The 13253-nt window shown below is 45.9% G+C and carries 19 protein-coding genes and 1 riboswitch; all 19 genes read left to right on the forward strand.

The genetic code is table 11. The features are described from left to right. Positions 1-13: 13 nt before the first annotated feature. Positions 14-454, forward strand: a complete 441-nt coding sequence (gene rplO / locus ACFPTP_RS01640) for a 50S ribosomal protein L15 (protein WP_060203448.1) — start codon at positions 14-16, stop codon at positions 452-454. After that, positions 454-1746 carry a preprotein translocase subunit SecY gene (secY, locus tag ACFPTP_RS01645; RefSeq protein ID WP_381441652.1) on the forward strand — a complete coding sequence of 431 codons (1293 nt, stop codon included), beginning with the start codon at positions 454-456 and terminating at the stop codon, positions 1744-1746. The genes rplO and secY overlap by 1 nt, the downstream gene beginning before the upstream one ends. A gap of 61 nt (positions 1747-1807) precedes the next feature. Then, on the forward strand, positions 1808-2461 hold the full coding sequence (locus ACFPTP_RS01650; protein ID WP_381441654.1) for an adenylate kinase: 654 nt from the start codon (positions 1808-1810) through the stop codon (positions 2459-2461). Continuing rightward, positions 2458-2889 (forward strand): hypothetical protein, encoded by a 432-nt coding sequence (locus ACFPTP_RS01655; protein WP_381441655.1) that lies wholly within the window; start codon positions 2458-2460, stop codon positions 2887-2889. Before ACFPTP_RS01650 ends, ACFPTP_RS01655 begins: the two co-directional genes overlap by 4 nt. Then, entirely contained in the window at positions 2889-3107 is a 219-nt protein-coding gene (gene infA / locus ACFPTP_RS01660) for a translation initiation factor IF-1 (protein WP_060203457.1), read from the forward strand. The genes ACFPTP_RS01655 and infA overlap by 1 nt, the downstream gene beginning before the upstream one ends. A 40-nt stretch (positions 3108-3147) precedes the next feature. Next, positions 3148-3261, forward strand: a complete 114-nt coding sequence (gene rpmJ, locus ACFPTP_RS01665) for a 50S ribosomal protein L36 (protein WP_076758849.1) — start codon at positions 3148-3150, stop codon at positions 3259-3261. Positions 3262-3285: 24 nt separating this feature from the next. Further along, entirely contained in the window at positions 3286-3651 is a 366-nt protein-coding gene (rpsM, locus tag ACFPTP_RS01670; RefSeq protein ID WP_381441657.1) for a 30S ribosomal protein S13, read from the forward strand. A 25-nt stretch (positions 3652-3676) separates the two neighbouring features. Next, positions 3677-4066 carry a 30S ribosomal protein S11 gene (gene rpsK, locus ACFPTP_RS01675; RefSeq protein ID WP_009499031.1) on the forward strand — a complete coding sequence of 130 codons (390 nt, stop codon included), beginning with the start codon at positions 3677-3679 and terminating at the stop codon, positions 4064-4066. Positions 4067-4202: 136 nt separating this feature from the next. Continuing rightward, positions 4203-5147 (forward strand): DNA-directed RNA polymerase subunit alpha, encoded by a 945-nt coding sequence (locus tag ACFPTP_RS01680; RefSeq protein ID WP_381441658.1) that lies wholly within the window; start codon positions 4203-4205, stop codon positions 5145-5147. 28 nt (positions 5148-5175) lie between these two features. After that, on the forward strand, positions 5176-5556 hold the full coding sequence (gene rplQ / locus ACFPTP_RS01685) for a 50S ribosomal protein L17 (protein WP_060203464.1): 381 nt from the start codon (positions 5176-5178) through the stop codon (positions 5554-5556). Between the two features lie 285 nt (positions 5557-5841). Then, a complete protein-coding gene (locus tag ACFPTP_RS01690) occupies positions 5842-6687 on the forward strand; it encodes an energy-coupling factor ABC transporter ATP-binding protein (protein WP_381441660.1) in 846 nt (281 codons plus the stop codon). Further along, the gene (locus ACFPTP_RS01695; RefSeq protein ID WP_381441662.1) at positions 6663-7532 is read left to right on the forward strand and encodes an energy-coupling factor ABC transporter ATP-binding protein; all 870 of its coding nucleotides are present in this window, start codon (positions 6663-6665) and stop codon (positions 7530-7532) included. The genes ACFPTP_RS01690 and ACFPTP_RS01695 overlap by 25 nt, the downstream gene beginning before the upstream one ends. Then, on the forward strand, positions 7532-8335 hold the full coding sequence (locus ACFPTP_RS01700; RefSeq protein ID WP_381441663.1) for an energy-coupling factor transporter transmembrane component T family protein: 804 nt from the start codon (positions 7532-7534) through the stop codon (positions 8333-8335). The genes ACFPTP_RS01695 and ACFPTP_RS01700 overlap by 1 nt, the downstream gene beginning before the upstream one ends. Before the next feature lies 1 nt (position 8336). Continuing rightward, positions 8337-9077: a tRNA pseudouridine(38-40) synthase TruA gene (truA, locus tag ACFPTP_RS01705; RefSeq protein ID WP_381441665.1), complete on the forward strand. Its 741-nt coding sequence runs from the start codon at positions 8337-8339 to the stop codon at positions 9075-9077. 174 nt (positions 9078-9251) lie between these two features. Continuing rightward, a complete protein-coding gene (rplM, locus tag ACFPTP_RS01710) occupies positions 9252-9689 on the forward strand; it encodes a 50S ribosomal protein L13 (RefSeq protein WP_381441667.1) in 438 nt (145 codons plus the stop codon). Positions 9690-9708: 19 nt separating this feature from the next. Continuing rightward, entirely contained in the window at positions 9709-10101 is a 393-nt protein-coding gene (rpsI, locus tag ACFPTP_RS01715; protein ID WP_147057408.1) for a 30S ribosomal protein S9, read from the forward strand. A gap of 230 nt (positions 10102-10331) precedes the next feature. Continuing rightward, a riboswitch (purine riboswitch) is annotated at positions 10332-10433 on the forward strand. A 161-nt stretch (positions 10434-10594) separates the two neighbouring features. After that, on the forward strand, positions 10595-11554 hold the full coding sequence (locus ACFPTP_RS01720; protein ID WP_381441668.1) for a nucleoside hydrolase: 960 nt from the start codon (positions 10595-10597) through the stop codon (positions 11552-11554). 43 nt (positions 11555-11597) lie between these two features. Then, positions 11598-12812 carry a NupC/NupG family nucleoside CNT transporter gene (locus ACFPTP_RS01725; RefSeq protein WP_381441670.1) on the forward strand — a complete coding sequence of 405 codons (1215 nt, stop codon included), beginning with the start codon at positions 11598-11600 and terminating at the stop codon, positions 12810-12812. Between the two features lie 81 nt (positions 12813-12893). After that, on the forward strand, positions 12894-13190 hold the full coding sequence (locus ACFPTP_RS01730; RefSeq protein ID WP_381441671.1) for a rhodanese-like domain-containing protein: 297 nt from the start codon (positions 12894-12896) through the stop codon (positions 13188-13190). Positions 13191-13253 lie beyond the last annotated feature (63 nt).

The following is a 13253-nucleotide window of genomic DNA, read 5'->3' on the forward strand; positions in this document are numbered from 1 at the left end:
AGGTGCCGATAAGATGAAATTACACGATATGAAGCCAGCTGAAGGCGCACGTAAAGCACGTAAACGTATTGGTCGTGGAATCGGTTCCGGTACAGGTAAAACTTCCGGTAAAGGTCATAAAGGTCAAAACGCTCGTTCCGGCGGCGGTGTTCGTCTTGGATTCGAGGGTGGTCAAATTCCACTTTTCCAACGACTTCCGAAGCGTGGATTTACGAACATCAATCGTAAAGAATACGCAATCGTGAATTTGGACGTACTGAACCGTTTTGACGAAGGTACCGAAGTTACGCCTGAATTGCTAATTGAAACTGGAATCGTGAGCAATGAAAAATCAGGAATTAAGATTCTTGGAAATGGGACTCTTGAGAAAAAGATTACTGTCAAAGCTCATAAATTCTCAGCTTCTGCTAAAGAGGCTATCGAGAAAGCGGGCGGGCAAGCAGAGGTGATTTAATGTTTCAGACAATCTCCAACTTTATGCGCGTTAGAGATATCAGGTCTAAAATCATTTTCACACTATTAGTGCTCATCGTATTCAGACTCGGTGCGTTTATCCCGGTCCCGAACGTTGATGCAACAGCTTTGCAACAATCAAACAACCAATTCATCGGATTTCTGAACATCTTCGGTGGTGGTGCGTTATCGAAATTCTCCATTTTTGCAATGGGTATCATGCCGTACATCACTGCTTCCATCATTGTGCAATTATTGCAGATGGATGTTGTTCCGAAATTCACTGAATGGGCGAAGCAAGGGGACGTCGGAAGACGGAAGCTTGCTCAATTCACAAGATATTTCACAGTCGTACTTGCCTTTATCCAAGCGATCGCCATGTCATTCGGCTTCAACCAAATGTTTGGTGGCACACTAATCCTTGGAGAAGGGGTTTCCACATATGTGGTGATTGCGATTGTCTTGACTGCCGGTACATCATTCCTGCTTTGGCTTGGTGAGCAGATCACCGCAAAAGGAGTCGGTAATGGTATTTCCATTATCATCTTCGCGGGTATCGTTGCTGCTATTCCGAACGCAGTGAACCAACTGTATGCAACTCAAATTCAAGATGCAGGGGACGCTTTGTTCATTCGTCTAGCTACGATGGCATTATTGTTGATCGTCATCATTGCGATCATCGTCGGAGTCGTTTACGTACAGGAAGCACTCCGTAAAATTCCAATTCAGTATGCAAAACGTATGACAGGCCGCGGACAGACTACGGCCGGACAACAAACGCACTTGCCATTGAAATTGAATGCTGCAGGGGTTATCCCGGTAATCTTCGCTGTGGCGTTTTTCATCACACCTCAGCAATTAGCAGCATTTTTCGGGGAAAATAGTGTAACAAAATTCATTACACGGACGTTTGACTACCATCAACCGGTCGGGATGATCATTTATGTAGCACTTATTCTCGCTTTCACATATTTCTACGCATTCATCCAGGTGAATCCGGAAAATATGGCTGATAACCTGAAAAAGCAAGGCGCGTATATCCCGGGCATCCGTCCAGGACAAAACACGCAAAACTATTTAACGAGCACTTTGTACAGACTGACTTTCGTAGGCTCGATCTTCCTTGCCCTCGTGGCAGTCATGCCGATTTTCTTCATCACTTTGGCGAATCTTCCACAGTCGCTTCAAATTGGAGGAACGAGTTTGCTCATCGTCGTCGGGGTTGCACTTGAAACGATGAAACAACTTGAATCACAACTTGTGAAAAGGCATTACAAAGGGTTCATGAAATAAATTTCCTAATAGGCGTGACCGCAGGGTTAGCCGTTACGAATTATGATGGAGGGCAAGACGTATGAATATCGTATTAATGGGTCTGCCGGGTGCCGGAAAAGGTACGCAAGCAGATAAAATTGTCGAAAAGTACGAAATCCCTCATATTTCTACAGGCGATATGTTCCGTGCTGCTATACAGGAAGGCACGGAACTTGGAGTCAAAGCAAAATCGTTCATGGACCAAGGTGCTCTTGTTCCTGATGAAGTGACAATTGGCATCGTTCGTGAACGACTAAGCAAATCGGATTGTGATAACGGATTCCTACTAGATGGTTTTCCGCGCACTGTTCCTCAAGCAGAGGCATTGGATGCACTGCTTTCGGATATGAGCCGGAAGATTGAGCATGTCCTCAACATCAAAGTGGAAAAAGATGAACTTATCGCAAGATTGACCGGTCGCAGAATTTGTAAAGTATGCGGCACATCCTACCATTTGCAATTCAATCCTCCAAAGGTCGAAGGCAAATGTGATAAGGATGGCGGAGAACTTTATCAGCGAGCGGATGATAATCCGGAAACCGTCACGAACCGTCTGGAAGTAAATATGAATCAAACGGCACCGCTGCTCTCGTATTACGACGACAAAGGCGTGCTGACGAACATAGATGGACAAAAAGACATCAATGATGTTTTCAAAGATCTGGACGCTATCTTACAAGAGAGTGGCCAGTGATCCTTTCCGGACGCAATTCATGCACGCCATATTGCGGGCAGCATCACACTGTTGCACGGAAAGAGCGTATGATTAACGAGCTGCAAAAGCATATGGTGCCCGGTATAGGAACTGGTGATAATCCATTGGCGGCACTGTTTTGGGACGTCTTAAATGCAAATATCCGCCGAGGCGGGTATACTATTAAGGATGTCCGGAACTGTGTAGCGAGGATGGAATGCACCAACGGCAATCCTGTCGTTTGTGTCTTTTCCGATGCGATTTTCCACAACAAAAGTCGGGGACTGACTTACGGGAAACGAAGTGTGACAGACGTCTTTCGAACATCACTCATGCAATCCGGACATATGTTGAAGGAAGCTTTGAAGGCGACTGCTGCCGCTCGATGGTTAAGACCTTTATTGGATATAGAAGGGAGACAGGATTGATGGCGAAGGACGACGTAATTGAAGTTGAAGGTACCGTAGTCGAAACGTTGCCGAACGCGATGTTCAAGGTGGAATTGGAAAATGGTCATACGATTCTTGCACATGTTTCAGGCAAGATCCGCATGCACTTTATCCGTATCCTGCCTGGCGACAAAGTGACGATGGAACTCTCACCTTATGATTTGACACGCGGTCGTATCACATACCGTTTCAAATAAAACTTTTGCAACTCCGGAATATTGAAGGAGGTTGGGTAAGATGAAAGTAAGGCCATCTGTAAAACCGATCTGCGAAAAATGTAAAGTTATTCGCAGACGCGGCCGAGTAATGGTAATCTGTGAAAATCCAAAACATAAACAAAGACAAGGCTAATACAAAGGGAGGTGCACTATCTATATGGCACGTATTGCTGGTGTAGACGTACCGCGCGATAAGCGCGTAGTCATTTCATTGACATACATTTTCGGAATTGGTAAAACAACTGCACAGAAAGTTCTTGCTAACGCTGGTGTTTCTGAAGAAACTCGTGTTCGTGATCTTACTGATGCTGAGCTTGATAAAATCCGTGAGCAAATCGACAGCTTGAAAGTTGAAGGGGACCTTCGTCGTGAAACTTCCCTCAACATCAAACGTCTGATGGAAATCGGAAGCTTCCGTGGAATCCGTCACCGTCGTGGATTACCTGTTCGTGGACAAAACACGAAAAACAACGCACGTACACGTAAAGGTCCTAAACGGACAGTCGCTAACAAGAAGAAATAATAGGTAAAGGAGGTTTTTCGTAGACATGGCACGTAAACAACAAACTCGTAAACGTCGTGTGAAAAAGAATATTGAAACCGGTATTGCACATATCCGTTCGACGTTCAACAATACAATCGTAACGATCACTGATTCTCATGGGAATGCCCTTTCTTGGTCCAGTGCTGGTGCACTAGGATTCAGAGGATCACGTAAATCAACTCCGTTTGCTGCACAAATGGCTGCTGAAACAGCTGCCAAAACTGCTATGGAGCACGGCTTGAAGTCTTTGGAGGTTACTGTTAAAGGACCGGGTGCTGGTCGTGAAGCTGCAATCCGTTCACTACAAGCTGCTGGTCTGGAAGTAACTGCAATCAGAGACGTAACTCCGGTTCCACATAACGGATGCCGCCCGCCGAAACGTCGTCGTGTATAATGGTTTGTTCTCCAATTGATTGAAAAGCACAATTTTTGGTAAAACTGAATTGTGTGATTGCATTTTGATTTCTATTGATAATCGATTTCAATATGGAACGGCCTATATACTAGACGTTTTGAAGGAGGGTAAATGAATGATCGAGATTGAAAAACCGAAGATTGAAACAGTTATGATCAGCGAAGATTCCAAGTTCGGTAAATTTATTATTGAACCATTGGAGCGTGGATACGGAAACACTTTAGGGAATTCCTTGCGCCGCGTGCTTCTTTCCTCATTGCCAGGAGCTGCCGTGACATCTATCCAGATCGACGGAGTTCTTCATGAATTCTCTACAATTGAAGGTGTCGTTGAAGACGTTGCAACAATTATTTTGAATGTGAAGCAACTTGCTCTCAAAATCTATTCTGATGATGAGAAAGTGATTGAAATAGATGTAAAAGGCGAAGGAACGGTCACTGCAGCGGATATCACCCATGACAGTGATGTCGAAGTGCTGAATCCGGATCTTCAAATCGCTACACTAGGCAAGAACGGTCATTTGCGTATGCGCATGTATGCTGTTCGCGGCCGTGGGTATGCACCTTCCGATCAAAACAAACGTGAGGATCTTGCGATTGGTGTAATTCCGATCGACTCTATTTACACTCCAGTTTCACGCGTCAATTTCCAAGTCGAGAATACTCGTGTAGGTCAAAGCACTAACTTTGATAAGTTGACGTTTGACATTTGGACAGATGGAAGCATCGGTCCGAAAGAAGCTGTTTCGCTCGGAGCAAAAATCCTAACGGAGCATCTGAATATTTTCGTTGGCATGACTGACGAAGCACAAACTGCTGAAATCATGGTGGAAAAAGAGGAAGATCAGAAAGAAAAAGTTCTTGAGATGACTATCGAAGAGCTTGATCTATCTGTGCGTTCTTATAACTGCCTGAAACGCGCAGGCATCAATACTGTACTTGAACTTGCTAACAAGTCTGAGGAAGAAATGATGAAAGTGCGCAACCTTGGCCGTAAATCACTTGAAGAAGTGAAGGCGAAATTGGACGAGTTGAACCTCGGGTTACGCTCGGAAGATTAATCAACTAGATTGAAGGAGGGAAACTTCTATGGGTTACAGAAAACTTGGACGTACAAGTTCACAACGTAAAGCAATGCTTCGCGACTTGGCGACAGACCTAATCGTGCATGAGCGCATCCAAACGACAGAAGCGCGTGCGAAAGAATTACGTTCAGTCGTTGAAAAGATGATTACTCTTGGTAAACGCGGTGACTTGCATGCACGTCGTCAAGCGGCACAATTCATTCGTCGTGAGCTAGTGACAACTGCTGACGAAGAAGGCAACGAAAAAGAGATTTTTGCACTTCAAAAATTGTTCGATAACGTGGCACCACGCTACGCAGATCGCCAAGGCGGCTACACTCGCATCATGAAAATGGGACCTCGTCGCGGAGACGGAGCACCTGTGGTAGTAATCGAGTTAGTCTAATAACACAAACTATCGAGGGTGTGTCTGGCATACGCACAGCCACGCCCTTTTCTTATCTAAACGATTTATACGACAATATTAAAAGCTGAGTGTTACGATCGACGGTTCGGCCGATCGGTCTAGCTCTACGCATCTCATCCGCTGATCCGGATTGAGCACCCGGTATCAGAATAGAATGGAGCGCATTTCTTCGGATGAGGTGCGCGCTTTTTTTATTTATGCCGATAAAAAATTGTAGAATTCAATCGTTTCATACATAATCAGAAAAATCCGGAGGTGAAAGATGTGAAGGAAATTTTGTCATTGGACCACGTGTCCTATACATATGAGTCTGAAGATGGCGAATCGCGCAGAGCGGTTGACGATGTAAGTTTCACTGTCAATGACGGTGAGTGGATTGCCATCGTCGGTCATAACGGATCAGGCAAATCGACGTTAGCGAAGCTGATGATCGGTCTTTTATTCCCGGAAGAGGGAAAGGTGAAGATCTTTCTCGAGGAACTGAATGCGGATAATCTTTGGGAGATCCGTTCGGCTATCGGAATCGTCTTTCAAAATCCGGATAATCAGTTCGTCGGCTCAACTGTTCAGGACGATGTCGCATTTGCTTTGGAGAACAACGGCATTCCTTTCGAGGAGATGGTACCGCGTGTCCATGAATCACTTGCACAAGTGAAAATGGAAGGATTTCTGGATCATGAGCCTCACCATCTATCCGGCGGACAAAAACAGCGTGTAGCCATTGCAGGAGCGCTTGCCATGCGCCCGAGACTGCTAATTTTAGACGAGGCTACGTCGATGCTTGACCCCCAAGGGCGCGATGAAGTCATCCAAGTTGTCGATGAACTGAAGCGGACAACAGGGCTAACGGTCATTTCCATTACACACGACTTGGAAGAAGTGCTGTTAGCGGATAAAGTCATCGTCATGAATGATGGAAAGATGATGCTGACCGGTAAACCGGGGGAAATTTTTGCACATGGGGAAGAGCTGGAGGCGATCGGATTGGATTTGCCTTTCGCGGCTAGATTGTCGCGTTCCCTTCGCCAAGCGGGTGTCGCGATACAGGGAGAACATATGACGGAAGAAGAGTTGGTGAATGAATTATGGACATCTCACTTCAGCAAGTAGGTTATTCGTACGCTAAAGGTACTCCTTTTGAAAAAAAGGCTCTTTATGTGGTGAATGCTTCAATCAAATCGGGATCATATACAGCGGTCATTGGACATACAGGTTCCGGCAAATCGACGCTGCTTCTTCATTTGAACGGTCTTCTGAAGCCGACTGAAGGCGTGGTGCGCATCGGTGATGTTAGCATCACTTCCGACACGAAGGCGAAAGAGCTGAAAATGATTCGCAGGCATGTCGGCATTGTGTTCCAATTTCCCGAGCATCAGCTTTTCGAGGAAACCGTTGAGAAGGATATTATGTTCGGTCCGCTGAATTTCGGCATTCCCGAAGAAGAGGCAAGGCAGCGGGCACATGAATTGATCCGGCTGCTCGGATTACCGGAGGACGTCGCACAGAAGTCGCCGTTCGATTTATCCGGAGGGCAGATGCGACGGGTGGCGATTGCAGGGGTCCTTGCATTCAAGCCGTCAGTCCTCATATTGGACGAACCGACGGCGGGCCTCGATCCGCGTGGGCGGAAAGAAATTATGGAGCTTTTCAACAAATTGCATAATGAGGAAGGCTTGACGACCATTCTTGTCACGCACAGCATGGAGGATGCGGCGAGGTATGCCGATCAAATCCTCGTCATGCATGAGGGGCGTTCTGTCATGGCCGGTACGCCTGAGGAAGTGTTCGGGAATGCTGAGCAGCTAAAATCATTCAGGCTCGGCCTGCCGCGTTCTGTTGCGTTTCAACGGGATGTGGAGAAGCTGTTCGGCAAGCAATTTGGAACGCTGGCACTGACGGAAGAGCAGCTTGCAAGAGCGATTGCAGAAGCTCTGAAGGAAGAAGGTGAGCGATAATGCTGGAAAAAATGATCTTCGGCCGATATGTGCCGGGAGACTCGTTCGTCCATCGGCTGGATCCGAGATCGAAGCTGCTGTTCGTCTTCATGTTCATCGTCGCAGTGTTTTTAGCGAATAATACAGTGACCTACGCTTTGTTATTGGCGTTCACTTTGTTCGTCATCTTCATTGCGCGCATCCGGCTCTATTTCCTGTTCAATGGATTGAAGCCGATCCTATTCCTCATCATTTTCACATTGCTCATGCACTTCATATTCACGAAGGAAGGCGCGTTGCTCGTAGATTGGAAGTTCATTAAGATATACGAAGAAGGTGTCAGGCAAGGAATTTACATTTCCATCCGCTTCCTCGTCCTCGTTCTTATGACGACCATATTGACGTTGACGACATCCCCTATTTCCATCACGGACGGAATGGAGACGCTGTTGAATCCTTTGAAGCGCATTAAATTGCCTGTTCACGAGCTTGCCTTGATGATGTCGATTTCACTTCGGTTCATTCCGACGTTGATGGATGAAACCGATAAGATATTAAAAGCGCAGCTCGCCCGTGGCTCGGATTTGACGAGCGGAACGGTCAAAGAAAGGATTCGAGCAGTCGTGCCGCTTCTTGTCCCTCTTTTCGTCAGTGCATTTAAACGGGCGGAGGATCTCGCCATCGCAATGGAAGTGAGAGGGTACCGCGGCGGAGAAGGCAGAACGAGGTACCGTCAATTGAATTGGCAATGGCGTGATACGTTAGTTATTATCGTATTCGTTCTTTTAGTCGCCGCCCTCGTTTGGCTGCGGGGAGGGAACTGATATGAGACGGGTTAAAGCTACGGTCGCCTACGACGGCACTGGCTATGCAGGCTACCAGTTTCAGCCGAATATGCGGACGGTGCAATCCGTTATCGATAAGGCGCTTGTAAAGCTTCATAAGGACAGTTCCATTTACTCGGTCGCGAGCGGCAGGACGGATGCCGGTGTGCATGCATGGGGCCAGGTAATCCATTTTGACACGCCTTTGGAGCTTCCGCTCGATCGCTGGCAAATGGCGTTGAATGTTTTATTGCCGAAAGATGTACGGATCGTCAAAACGGAACTTGTGGATGATGATTTTCATGCGCGGTATTCCGCGACGGGGAAAACGTATATGTTCAAATGGACATCTAGCGAAGTGCAAAGCCCGTTTGAACGGAACTATTCCGTCCATTTGGGGAAGTGGCGTCCGGACATTGACAGGATGCGCGAGGCAGCCAAGTATATTATCGGCACGCATGATTTTACAAGTTTCTGCTCGTCCAAGACCGCGACAGAGAATAAAGTGCGGACGGTCCGAGAATTGACGATAGAACGGCACGGTGAAGAGCTGATCATGACAGTAGAAGGCGACGGTTTTTTGTACAATATGGTCCGGACGATTGCGGGCATGCTTTTCGCTGTCGGGATCGGCTGGAACGAGCCGTGCGACATGAAGGAAATTCTGGAGGCGAAGGACCGTAAAAAGGCCGGCAAAACCGCGCCAGCACACGGTTTGTACTTGATGAATGTCACGTACTAAACCCGTGTCAACTTTTCCTGGCGTTTTCTAACAAAACGCTTGACGGATGATCGCTTTTACTATAAGATGATAAATGGTATTTCAATAACCCCACAATAAGCCCCGGAAAGTTTATTTGTGTTTAGGGATAGAGAAAACAACGGAACAGATTGAAATTTTAGGAGGAAACAATACATGCGTACAACATTCATGGCTAAAGGTCACGAAGTAGAGCGTAAATGGCTCGTTGTCGACGCTGAAGGACAGACGCTTGGTCGTCTAGCTTCTGAAGTTGCAGCAATTTTGCGCGGCAAAAACAAACCTACGTTCACACCACACGTTGACACTGGCGATCACGTCATCATCATCAACGCTGAGAAAATCCAATTGTCTGGGAATAAATTAAAAGATAAAATCTACTATCGCCACACTGGCTATACAGGTAATCTTAAACAACGTACTGCTCTTGAAATGCGTACAAACTATCCAACAAAAATGTTGGAACTTGCGATTAAAGGGATGCTTCCAAAAGGTCCTCTAGGTCGTCAAACAATCAAAAAACTTCATGTCTATGCTGGACCGGAACATCCACATACGGCACAAAAACCAGAAGCATACGAGCTTCGCGGATAATTAAGAGGAGGAAACACTTTTGGCACAAGTACAATATATCGGCACTGGCCGTCGTAAAAGCTCAGTAGCTCGTGTACGTCTCGTACCTGGCGAAGGTAAAATTGTCGTCAACAACCGTGACGTAGAAGACTACGTACCATTCGAAACACTTCGTGAAGTGATCAAGCAACCACTTGTAGCTACTCAAACACTTGGCAGCTATGACATCCATGTAAACGTCCACGGCGGCGGTTACACTGGTCAAGCAGGCGCAATCCGCCACGGCGTAGCTCGTGCTCTACTTACTGTAGACCCTGACTTCCGCGGCACATTGAAAGCTGCAGGATTGCTTACTCGTGACTCCCGCATGAAAGAACGTAAAAAATACGGTCTTAAAGGCGCGCGTCGTGCACCTCAGTTCTCAAAACGTTAATCTACGAATATGTACAGCCCTTTCCCGAGTTTATCGGGAAGGGGTTTTTTATTTATAAAAATAGAAATTAAGTAGTATTAATTTTGTTTTATAGAATTTTCTTTACCTTGAAAGCGGAAACACGAAAGATGAGTTATCGAAATTAAATAACATTCGTATCTTTATTGACTATGCTAAAGTTTCTATGCTATAAATGTAAAGTAAAAAAACAGCTTCGCAAAACCGCGCAGTTCTAACAATTGAATAGTAAATGTATATGCTTGTGAATATGGCACAAGCGTTTCTACCTGGTAACCGTAAACTACCGGACTACATGAATGAATGGAAATATACTATTTCCGTTATTTTTTGTAGATCTGTAAACCGGGTGGATGTTATCCCCCGGTTTTTTTGTATTCATTTGGAAGATGAAATGACGGACGGAGCATATGAATATCTTCTCTCTAATAACGGGAGACTAGCCATATCAATTCAAAGCAAAGGATGGATTAGCATGACGAAAAAACCTATTTATTTCAACCACGACGGCGGTGTAGATGATCTCATATCATTATTCTTATTGCTTCGAATGGATAATGTTGAATTGACAGGCGTATCGGTCATTCCTGCCGATTGCTATTTAGAGCCAGCCGTATATGCAAGCCGGAAAATCATAGATCGCTTTGGAAATGGTGTAAAACTCGATGTAGCCGAATCGAACTCTCGTGGAAAGAATCCTTTTCCTAAAGACTGGAGAATGCATGCATTTCTTGTCGATGCACTTCCGATTCTAAATGAATCCGGAAAAATTGATACGCCAGTTGCGGAAAAGCCGGCACATCTCCATATGATCGATGCAATCCGCAACACTTCAGAAAAGACGACATTATTGTTCACAGGTCCACTTACTGATCTTGCCCGCGCATTGGACGAAGCGCCGGATATTGAAGAGAAAATTGAAAGACTTGTTTGGATGGGCGGGACTTTCCGTGAAGATGGCAATGTTCATGAGCCCGAGCATGATGGAACTGCTGAGTGGAATGCGTTTTGGGATCCGGAAGCAGCGGCACGGGTTTGGGAAACAAGCATCGAAATTGATTTGGTCGCGCTAGAAAGTACAAATCAAGTGCCTTTGACGTTGGACGTACGTGAACGCTGGGCGAAAGAGCGTAACTATATCGGTGTTGACTTTCTTGGTCAATGTTATGCAATGGTGCCACCGCTCGTCCACTTTAAAACAAATTCCACGTACTATTTATGGGACGTGTTAACAACTGCGTTTATCGGGAATACAACTCTTGTTGACGTAAAGACGGTGAACAGTATTGTCATTCCGGATGGACCGAGTCAGGGACGTACAGTAGAAACCCCTGACGGACGCCCTGTAAATGTCGTTTATGATGTGGATCGGGACGCTTTCTTCGACTACATTACAGAATTGGCGAAGCAAGTGAGCGGAGAAAACTCCAAGTAATAACGAATGATCAACTCAATTTTAATATGACAGGAGCGATACTATGCAATACATCTGGGGGATTGGCGGCATCATTGGGATATTAGCGATTGCATGGTGCCTATCAACAGCTCGAAAATCAATCAATCCAAGAACTGTTTTTGGCGCTTTGGCCATCCAGATTATTTTTGGCTTTGCGGTGCTAAAATGGAGTTTCGGAAGAAAAATCTTAGAATACATTTCAGGAATTGTTCAGAAAGTGATCGACTCATCCAATGAAGGAATTCAATTTTTGTTTGGAGGAGTACTAGGGGCAGAGGGTGCAGGCTTCACCTTCGCATTTCAAGTGCTGCCCATTATCATCTTCTTTGCTTCCTTAGTATCGGTACTTTATTATTTAGGGATTATGCAATTTTTGACGAAAATCCTTGGCGGGCTCTTGGCGAAGGCACTCAAGACGAGTGAGACCGAATCGATGTCGGCTGCTGCCAATATCTTTCTTGGTCCGACGGAAGCCCCATTAGTCGTCAAACCTTATATTGAAAAAATGACTAGGTCAGAGTTGTTTGCAGTAATGGTTGGGGGCTTAGCGTGCGTATCAGGTGCGGTATTAGGCGGTTACGCCATGTTAGGCGTCCCTATCGAATATTTGTTAGCGGCAGCTTTCATGGGGGCCCCGGCAGGATTGTTATTTGCAAAAATCATCGTCCCCCAGACTGTGACGTTAAACACAACCGAAGATGTTCGAATGGTAAAAGACACGGAATCCAGAAACGTCATCGATGCGGCATCACGAGGAGCGATGGATGGATTGAAAATTGCGGTTGGTGTAGGTGCCATGCTAATCGCGTTCATCTCTATCATTTATCTAATCAACCTGATCACTGGAGCGATAGGCGGTATTTTTGGATTTGAATCGTTGACGCTCGAAAAAATATTAGGGTATCTTTTCTTCCCAATTGCCTTCCTCATTGGTGTTCCTTGGGATGAAGCATTACAAGCTGCTTCATTCATTGGGCAAAAATTTATTCTCAACGAATTTGTTGCCTACACTTCCTTTGCATCTGAAATAGCCAATCTGTCACCTAAGAGCGTCGCCATGATCAGCTTTGCGCTATGTGGCTTCGCCAATCTATCAGCGCTAGCCATGCTCATTGGCGGTTTAGGGGGAATGGCACCTTCGCGAAGACAAGACATTGCGGAGATGGGATTCCGAGCAATCATTGCGGCGACACTTGCCAATCTGACGAGTGCGGCCATTGCCGGGATGTTGATTTAATTTCCACTTAAGTTCAAAAGATTGGACTGAAGATCCAGCACCTCTATAATATGAAGGGAATGAACAAGAGGAGGAATCGGCATGAAGGAAATTACAACAACTGAACTCCAGCAACAGTTGGAGAATGGCGCAACATTGCATATGATCGATGTCCGCGAAGATGAAGAAGTTGAGCAAGGCATGATTCCAGGCGCAATCCATATTCCGTTAGGAGAAGTTCCGGACCGCCTTAGTGAACTTGATAAAGCAACACCGTATGTGATCATTTGCCGATCAGGCGGTCGCAGTGGACGTGCAGCAGAGTTCCTAGAGGCGCAAGGCTATGACGCGACGAATATGGTCGGCGGCATGTTGGACTGGCAAGGGAATGTTGAATAAGTAATGCGAAAAAAGAGCCGAATTGGCTCTTTTTTTGTTTCCGTGTAACACCCTCCGCTTTTG

Origin of the sequence: Sporosarcina koreensis (assembly GCF_042655825.1) — a bacterium.
Classification (GTDB): Bacteria; Bacillota; Bacilli; order Bacillales_A; family Planococcaceae; genus Sporosarcina; species Sporosarcina koreensis.

What these genes read in the sequence shown, in the direction of transcription:
- rplO (WP_060203448.1), top strand. Translation starts at nt 14, where the DNA reads ATGAAATTACACGATATGAAGCCAGCTGAAGGCGCACGTAAAGCACGT.
- secY (WP_381441652.1), top strand. Translation starts at nt 454, where the DNA reads ATGTTTCAGACAATCTCCAACTTTATGCGCGTTAGAGATATCAGGTCT.
- ACFPTP_RS01650 (WP_381441654.1), top strand. Translation starts at nt 1,808, where the DNA reads ATGAATATCGTATTAATGGGTCTGCCGGGTGCCGGAAAAGGTACGCAA.
- infA (WP_060203457.1), top strand. Translation starts at nt 2,889, where the DNA reads ATGGCGAAGGACGACGTAATTGAAGTTGAAGGTACCGTAGTCGAAACG.
- rpmJ (WP_076758849.1), top strand. Translation starts at nt 3,148, where the DNA reads ATGAAAGTAAGGCCATCTGTAAAACCGATCTGCGAAAAATGTAAAGTT.
- rpsM (WP_381441657.1), top strand. Translation starts at nt 3,286, where the DNA reads ATGGCACGTATTGCTGGTGTAGACGTACCGCGCGATAAGCGCGTAGTC.
- rpsK (WP_009499031.1), top strand. Translation starts at nt 3,677, where the DNA reads ATGGCACGTAAACAACAAACTCGTAAACGTCGTGTGAAAAAGAATATT.
- ACFPTP_RS01680 (WP_381441658.1), top strand. Translation starts at nt 4,203, where the DNA reads ATGATCGAGATTGAAAAACCGAAGATTGAAACAGTTATGATCAGCGAA.
- rplQ (WP_060203464.1), top strand. Translation starts at nt 5,176, where the DNA reads ATGGGTTACAGAAAACTTGGACGTACAAGTTCACAACGTAAAGCAATG.
- ACFPTP_RS01695 (WP_381441662.1), top strand. Translation starts at nt 6,663, where the DNA reads ATGGACATCTCACTTCAGCAAGTAGGTTATTCGTACGCTAAAGGTACT.
- ACFPTP_RS01700 (WP_381441663.1), top strand. Translation starts at nt 7,532, where the DNA reads ATGCTGGAAAAAATGATCTTCGGCCGATATGTGCCGGGAGACTCGTTC.
- truA (WP_381441665.1), top strand. Translation starts at nt 8,337, where the DNA reads ATGAGACGGGTTAAAGCTACGGTCGCCTACGACGGCACTGGCTATGCA.
- rplM (WP_381441667.1), top strand. Translation starts at nt 9,252, where the DNA reads ATGCGTACAACATTCATGGCTAAAGGTCACGAAGTAGAGCGTAAATGG.
- ACFPTP_RS01720 (WP_381441668.1), top strand. Translation starts at nt 10,595, where the DNA reads ATGACGAAAAAACCTATTTATTTCAACCACGACGGCGGTGTAGATGAT.
- ACFPTP_RS01725 (WP_381441670.1), top strand. Translation starts at nt 11,598, where the DNA reads ATGCAATACATCTGGGGGATTGGCGGCATCATTGGGATATTAGCGATT.
- ACFPTP_RS01730 (WP_381441671.1), top strand. Translation starts at nt 12,894, where the DNA reads ATGAAGGAAATTACAACAACTGAACTCCAGCAACAGTTGGAGAATGGC.